The 7,533-nt window shown below is 68.0% G+C and carries 5 protein-coding genes; 3 read left to right on the forward strand and 2 right to left on the reverse strand.

What is annotated here, in order from left to right; all coding sequences use genetic code 11:
- Positions 1-47: 47 nt before the first annotated feature.
- A complete protein-coding gene (locus tag OC490_RS12310) occupies positions 48-677 on the reverse strand; it encodes a DUF305 domain-containing protein (RefSeq protein WP_262057916.1) in 630 nt (209 codons plus the stop codon).
- The gene (locus tag OC490_RS12315; RefSeq protein WP_262057917.1) at positions 674-1,345 is read right to left on the reverse strand and encodes a DUF3105 domain-containing protein; all 672 of its coding nucleotides are present in this window, start codon (positions 1,343-1,345) and stop codon (positions 674-676) included. The genes OC490_RS12310 and OC490_RS12315 overlap by 4 nt, the downstream gene beginning before the upstream one ends.
- Positions 1,346-1,688: 343 nt before the next feature.
- Between OC490_RS12315 and glnA the strand changes: the two genes are divergently transcribed.
- The 3 genes from glnA to OC490_RS12330 all read left to right on the forward strand — a co-directional run.
- Positions 1,689-3,050, forward strand: a complete 1,362-nt coding sequence (gene glnA / locus OC490_RS12320) for a type I glutamate--ammonia ligase (protein WP_093631824.1) — start codon at positions 1,689-1,691, stop codon at positions 3,048-3,050.
- A gap of 950 nt (positions 3,051-4,000) precedes the next feature.
- Positions 4,001-5,266 (forward strand): esterase/lipase family protein, encoded by a 1,266-nt coding sequence (locus tag OC490_RS12325; RefSeq protein ID WP_262057918.1) that lies wholly within the window; start codon positions 4,001-4,003, stop codon positions 5,264-5,266.
- The coding region (locus OC490_RS12330; protein ID WP_262057919.1) for a hypothetical protein at positions 5,263-7,533 on the forward strand (2,271 nt) is incomplete at its 3' end. The genes OC490_RS12325 and OC490_RS12330, both read left to right, overlap by 4 nt.

Consider the following 7,533-nt stretch of genomic DNA (forward strand, 5'->3'; position numbering starts at 1 on the left):
TGGGTGCTTTTTTCCTTACGGGCGTGTAACGAACGACCGGGGATGCTTTACGAACGCGCTTTTGCGCCACGCTCCTTGAGCATGTCGGCCATCAGCTGGATCTCCGACTGCTGCGCGTCGACCATCCCCTGCGCCAGCCGTTTCTCCACCCCCACTGTGCACTTCTCCACACACCCTTCGGCCATGTGGATCCCGCCCTTGTGATGGTCCGTCATGAGCTGCAGGAAGAACACCTCGGCGGGCTTGCCGCTCAGTGAATTCAGCTTCTTCAGCTCGGTGTTGGTCGCCATCCCCGGCATCAGCGCGCCGTCCTTCCCGGACGCCATGTCACCCATGCCCATCCAGGTCATCGGCGGATCGGCCGACACCTTCGGCAGGTTCCACAGGTCCAACCAGCCGAGCAGCATGCCCCGTTGGTTGGCCTGCGTCTGCGCGATGTCGTATGCAAGGCGCCGCACTTCCACATTCTGGGTGCGATCCCGCACGATGTACGACATCTCGACGGCCTGCTGGTGGTGGACCGCCATGTCCCGCGCGAACCCGGCGTCCGCCGAATCGGCCGTAGGAGTGGGGGAGTTGGCCGATCCATCGCCGTCCTCGGCGACCGCGTACGTGATCGCACCGGCCGCGACCAGCGCCACCGCCGCGGCCCCCGCGATCAGTCCCACCTGCCTCACTGCGACAGCCCGCCCGTGCAGGCCGCACCCGGCTCGGGTGTCTGCTTGCCCTGCACGAACTCGGCGAAGAACTTGTTCACGTCCGGGTCGCTCGCGCTCTTCACGGTGCGCTGGTGCCCCCACGCCGACAGCATGATCGGGTCCTTCTGGCTGTCGTACGGGCTCATCAGCGAGTACGGCGTCGACTTCACCTTCGTTGTGAGCGCCTTGACGTCGGCGGCCGAGGCCTTCTTGTTGTACGTCACCCAGACCGCGCCGTGCTCCAGCGCGTGCACCGCGTTCTCGTCCTTGACGGCCTTCGTGTAGACGTCGCCGTTGCAGTTCAGCCAGACCGGGTTGTGGTTGCCGCCGACCGGCGGGCGCATCGGATAGTTCACCGTGCCGGTGACGTGGGTGCGGCCCAGCGTGCCCTTCCACGTGTTCACGCCGTCGGCGCCGGCGACGAAGTGCCCCGAACCGCCGCTCTTGGAGTCACTCGCGGAGCTGTCCTTCTTACCGGACTGCGCGTGCACGACGGCGACCCCGCCGATGACCAGACCGGCGGCGACCACCGTGCTCGCCACGATCTTCACGAGCTTGGCGCGTCGCTCGCGGGCCTGCTCGGCGCGCCGCATCTCCTCGATGCGGGCCTTGCGCGCCGCGTTGCCGGTGTTCTTCGCGGAACCCATGAAATGTGTGTCCTTTTGGGGGAAGGGACAGGAAGGTCGGGACCCACCGATCGTAGTGGGGGAGGAAAGGGTTCTCGAAGGGCGCCCACAGCAAAGACCGCGGAAGAGTGCGAAGTGCCCCGGGCCAGGCATTACGAATGTCAGTCCGAGCAGGCAAGATGGTCAGCAGATGGGCATCGGCACAGGACATCTGCCGTTCGCGAGTCGTTCAACCCGAGGACGGCCGGTCGATCAAGGTCGGCAACGCGCACGAAATGGTGTTGTGGTGGGATGCTCAGGTGCCCGACCGCCTCCTGCGGTACGAGGACAGGCGGCCTGACCAGCAAGGATGGGGAAGCGGAAGATGGACAAGCAGCAGGAGTTCGTGCTCCGGACGTTGGAGGAGCGCGACATCCGGTTCGTACGGCTGTGGTTCACGGACGTGCTGGGCTTCCTCAAGTCCGTCGCCGTGGCCCCCGCCGAGCTGGAACAGGCCTTCGACGAGGGCATCGGCTTCGACGGCTCCGCGATCGAGGGCTTCGCCCGCGTGTACGAGTCCGACATGATCGCCAAGCCGGACCCCTCCACCTTCCAGGTCCTGCCGTGGCGCGCCGAGGCCCCCGGCACGGCCCGCATGTTCTGCGACATCCTCATGCCGGACGGCTCCCCGTCCTTCGCGGACCCGCGGTACGTGCTGAAGCGAGCCCTCGCCAAGACCTCCGACCTGGGCTTCACCTTCTACACCCACCCCGAGATCGAGTTCTTCCTCCTGAAGGACCGCCCCCTCGACGGCTCCCGCCCCACCCCCGCCGACAACTCCGGCTACTTCGACCACACCCCGCAGAACGTGGGCATGGACTTCCGCCGCCAGGCGATCACCATGCTGGAGTCGATGGGCATCTCGGTCGAGTTCTCCCACCACGAGGGCGCCCCGGGCCAGCAGGAGATCGACCTGCGCTACGCCGACGCGCTCTCCACGGCCGACAACATCATGACCTTCCGCCTGGTCATGAAGCAGGTGGCGCTGGAGCAGGGCGTACAGGCGACGTTCATGCCGAAGCCGTTCTCGGAACACCCGGGCAGCGGCATGCACACGCACCTCTCGCTCTTCGAGGGCGACCGGAACGCCTTCTACGAGTCCGGCTCGGAGTACCAGCTCTCCAAGGTCGGCCGCTCCTTCATCGCGGGCCTGCTGAAGCACGCGGCGGAGATCTCCGCCGTCACCAACCAGTGGGTCAACTCCTACAAGCGCATCTGGGGCGGCTCCGAGCGCACGGCGGGCGCCGGCGGCGAGGCCCCGTCCTACATCTGCTGGGGCCACAACAACCGCAGCGCCCTGGTCCGCGTCCCCATGTACAAGCCCGGCAAGACGGGCTCGGCGCGGGTCGAGGTCCGCTCCCTGGACTCGGGCGCGAACCCGTACCTGGCGTACGCACTCCTCCTGGCCGCCGGCCTGAAGGGCATCGAGGAGGGCTACGAACTCCCCCCTGGCGCCGAGGACGACGTCTGGGCCCTCTCCGACGCGGAACGCCGCGCGATGGGCATCGAGCCGCTGCCCCAGAACCTGGGCGAGGCCCTGACCCTGATGGAGCGCAGCGACCTCGTCGCCGAGGCGCTCGGCGAGCACGTCTTCGACTTCTTCCTGCGCAACAAGCGGCAGGAGTGGGAGGAGTACCGGTCCGAAGTCACCGCCTTTGAGCTGCGGAAGAACCTGCCGGTGCTGTAAGGGCAGGTCGGAGCGGGCTTCCCGCTGATTCGACGCGTGGGGCCGACGGTCATGGACCGTCGGCCCCACTGCGTCTCACTGGCCCTGGGCCGTCTCTGGGCCGTCAGACCGAATCCCCGACGCGCTATAGCTACCCTCGGCGCTCATCCTCAGCGTTGGCTCGGTGTATCGGAGGACTGGCTAGCGTTGCTCGATGGCGGCAGGACACTCAACTTTCCCCACATCGATCAAGCCCCGGCTGCGCTCCGCTCCGCCGGGTGCGCTCCACAGCTCCGCTCCGCGCGCCGCTCCTGCCTTCGGCCCACTCCGCGCACGCCCACATGCGGACAGGGCCGGTAGCCATGAGTCTGTCGGCGACGGGTGAATCTTGACTGAGTCGAATCGGGCTCAGTCAAGATTTCCGTAAAGCCGATCAGTGAGCTGCACGGGGCGTGGCTCTGTGTTGCCGTCGGTCTGCGGTCGCGAGGAGGACGCGCTTGCCGGGTAACGGGAGTCTGACCTCATCCCCAGCCAACGGAGTGTCCCGCAGACGCATTCGGCGCTCCTGCCAGACTGCTTTCAGCTCTGACCGTTTCCGGTCCGGCACACCCGTCAGCTGACCGTTGCGTTCCGGTCCTGCGGCAAACAGCCCCTCAAGTTACCGAATGGCATTGGTCCCGATTCTCGATGCGGTGAAACCCTGCCGAATATGTCTGATCCGGCGCTATCTTCGTACCCCTGATTGGTCGTCACCTAGGTCCAGTGCCCCGGTGGCGAGTGTGAACGGGGGAACAGTGGTGGCTTCACTCAAGCATCTTGTCGTCGTGGTGCCCGGAATAGGTGGGAGTGTCCTGCAGACGGCGGAGGGGGCCGCTCGCTGGGACGAGCACCGACGGCGGTTCGTCTCCGCGGCCACCCGGCCGCACCGGTTGGGCCTGGATACGCATCCGGACCTGGTCCCGGTCGGTCTGATGCCGGACATCACCCTGGTCGGCCCCTTCGTCGTCCCCGGCTATGACGGCCTGGTACGCAAGATCCGCAACCGCTTCGATGACGTGCGGGTGGATGTCTCCCTGCCTGGGCGCGAGCCGGACAATCGTGCTGACCTGATCCTTTTCCCGTACGACTTCCGGCACAGCATCCGGCACGCGGCCGAGCACCTCGCCTCCGATCTTGCTGCCCGTCTGGGCGGAGAGCACTCCGGAGCACGCCGACGGCGCGTGATCGTGGTCGCGCATTCCATGGGTGGCCTGGTTGCCCGCTACTGGCTGGGCCCTTTGGGCGGCGCGGCCGACTGCGCGGCGCTGATCACCCTCGGCACCCCGCACCGCGGCGCCCCCAAAGCCCTGGATGTTCTGGTGAACGGACTGGCGGTGGGTCCGAAGCGGCTGGGAGGGCTGACGGATGTGCTGCGGCAGTGGCCGTCGGCGTACGAGCTTCTGCCGCGCTATCCGGCGGTGGGACAGCCCGGGGCCACGGCGGCACTGGCCCCGCACGAGCTGGCTGAAGAGGCCACGGCAGCCGTCGTGCCGGGGTTCGCGGCGAAGGCGAAGGCGGCCAGGAGCGTCCACGAGGACATCGAGGCAGACTGGAATGGCCTCTACGGCGGTCCGGACTGCCCCGAGGTGACGGCGGTGTTCGGGCGGGGGCACGGCACACTCCAGCGGGCCTTGCTGTCGCCGACCGGGATCTCGGTGACGAAGGACGCGGCGTCCTGGCTGCCCAACACCGACTGGCACGGTGACGGCACCGTCCCGGCAATCTCGGCCATCCCCATCGAACAGGAGGACAAGCGTGCCCGCAGGTCGGTTGTGGAACGCCACATGGCCCTGGCATCCACGTCCGTGGCGGTGGACATCCTGGCCGAGTACGAGGGGCAGCCGCTCACGGCCGTACGCGGTGATCAGCCGGATCGGCCCTGGCTCGGGCTCGACCTGGACGAAACGGTCCCGGTCGGCCAAGCGATCCGCGTCGGCGTGACCCTCAACGGCGCACCGGTAGAGGAACGCACGCGGGTGCAGGTCCGTGCCCGCGCCCGCGGGGGCAGCCCAGGCGGCGCCGGGTGGCAGCTGTGCACGAGGGGCGTGGACGGCAGTTGGCAGACTGACCTGCCGCCGCTGCCTGCGGGGACGTACGTGGTGGAGGCGGCCGCCACCCACGTCCCGGCCGTGAACCGCTTGAATGCCGGGGACGTTCTGGGCGTCGTCAGCACCGAAGACATGGACATGACCCCATGAGTACGGCATGGCGACGCTGGCCGAGCAACGATCCGAAGGCCCTGCTCGACTACGTTCAGCGCAACCGCAACGGCAAGAACACACCGGGAACACCGGCTCAGCTTCTCGGCACGGACATGCCAGCTCCTGGTGACGGCCCTGTCATCGACCGTGCCCGCGCCCTGTACGACGCCTTCGCAACTCGCAGGATCGTCTACGCCGACGAGCCGACCACCAGCGACCCCGGCCGGCAGACCATTCGCCCGCCGTACGAAGTGCTGGCCTCGCCCCGGCACGGGACCTGCCTCGACCTCGCCATCGCCTTCGCCGGGGCCTGTCTGGATGCCGGACTCCATCCGCTTGTTCTCGTCACGGCGGGAACCCAGAGCGGCCCCGCCCATGCCTTGGTCGCCGTGTGGCTGGGCGGTACCTGGTCGAACCACGCTCACCGGGACTACCGCGCCGACGAACCGGGCCCCGACTGGCAGACACTGCCCCCTGACTTCCCCGACCACCTCGCAGACGCCGAGGACGCCCCCGGATCCTTCCTCGCCATCGACGTCACCGGCGTCGCCTCCCGGCCCGACGCCGCAGACCCGCGGCGACGGCAACAGCAGTCCTGGGCCCAGTCCGTCGCATACGGTGCCTCACTTCTACGGCAGGCCGCCGACGAAAACCGCCTGAGCATCGCACTCGACGTGGGCCTGGGCCACGAGCAGGGCGAACCCCTGCCCCTGCCCGACCAACCCCGCACTCGGGTCCTCACACCGCCGTACCAGCCCATCCCCGAGGACAGGGACGACACTGGGCCGCTGAAACTCCTGTGGGCCCGCCACGACGCCATTCGCTTTCATCCCCGCGACGAACTCGACTTCCTCCAGGACTGGTTCCGGGCTCCCGACCCCCAAGGACCCCGCACCCGTATCGCCCTGCTCCACGGCGTCGGTGGAGCAGGAAAGACACGCCTGGCCGCCGAACTCGCCCACCGCCTGGCCGGGACCGGTTGGTTCACCGGCTTCCTCGCACGCGACCCCGACCTTCAGGACTGTGCGTGGCTCAGCCGCGTCGCCTCCCCGCTCATGGTGGTCGTCGACTACGCCGAAGACCACAAGTCGGCCGACGTGATCAACACGCTCCGCACGCTGCAGGATCGCGAGGCACCCACCTGTCTCCTGTTGACTGCCCGCTCCATCGGCGGCTGGTGGGACGAGGAGATTGCCAAGGCACTTGAGGACGATGCCCACCGGCTACTGGTGCAGCAACTGCCGCTGGCTGCCCGTCATCCCCGCCAGACCGGCGTCTACCGCGCGGCCCTGCGGTCCTTCGGAGCACCGGAGACCACGGTCATGGGCAGCATGCCGCCACCCGACCCGAACTCCGGACGCTGGACCACTTTGGACCTGGTCATGCTGGCCTGGCTCGCCGCCCGACCCTCCGACGACAACACCGAGACACCCACTTCCGAAGAGCCCCTGTACGAGAAGATCCTCAAGCACGAACTCGACTACTGGGTTCGTACATACAAGTCCCAGATCGGGAAACCCTCCAAGCGGACAAGGGAGATGCTGCGAGAGGCGGGAGCCTGCGTCAGTCTGCTCGCCCCGCGAGAGGACCGGCTCGATCACGCACTCACGACCATCGCCGAACTCCGCTGCGACACCAAGAGGCGTGACGAAGTAACGGCCCTCCTGGAGGAGTTGCTGCCCACAACGCCCGAGGACGGCACCGTCGCGGTGCGCCCCGACCCACTGGGCACCCACCTGGTGTCAGCCGTCTTCCGTACGAACCGCGAACTGTTCGGCGCATGCCTCAAGACCGCCGACAAGGACGAGCGACTGAATGCCTGCGTGAGCGTGTCACGCCTCGCCGCAGTGAGCAGCGGAGCGGACGCCGGCTCGTTGGCGCAGACGGCCTTGGAAGCGGTCTCCGAGCTGTGGCAGCCAGCGCTCTCGCTGGCCGCCGCGCAGGGAGGCCCGTTCGTCAAAGCCCTCGAATCCCTTGCCGCTGCGGAGACGACACCACTGCCGCTGGCGGAACTGGCCGCCACACTGCCGATCGGACACAGCAACCTGCGGGGCCTGGCGCTGATCGCCACCGAACGTTCCCGGCCCGATGACTTGGCAGATTCGTCCGAGGAGGTTCTGGCCGCCCGTGCCAGTTGGCTCAACAGCCTCTCCGTTCGGCAGGGCGAGACCGGTGACCGGCAGGGCGCACTCACCTCCATCACCGAAGCCGTCGCCATCCGCCGCACCCTCGCCACCGGACCCAACGGCCCCGCCTTCCTCCCC

Origin of the sequence: Streptomyces sp. STR69, assembly GCF_024519455.1 — a bacterium.
In the GTDB taxonomy this organism is placed as follows: domain Bacteria; phylum Actinomycetota; class Actinomycetes; order Streptomycetales; family Streptomycetaceae; genus Streptomyces.

Bases quoted from the DNA above. Each gene is read 5' to 3' on its own strand.
- OC490_RS12325 (WP_262057918.1), top strand. From the start codon at position 4,001: ATGCCGGACATCACCCTGGTCGGCCCCTTCGTCGTCCCCGGCTATGAC.
- OC490_RS12315 (WP_262057917.1), bottom strand. From the start codon at position 1,345: ATGGGTTCCGCGAAGAACACCGGCAACGCGGCGCGCAAGGCCCGCATC.
- glnA (WP_093631824.1), top strand. From the start codon at position 1,689: ATGGACAAGCAGCAGGAGTTCGTGCTCCGGACGTTGGAGGAGCGCGAC.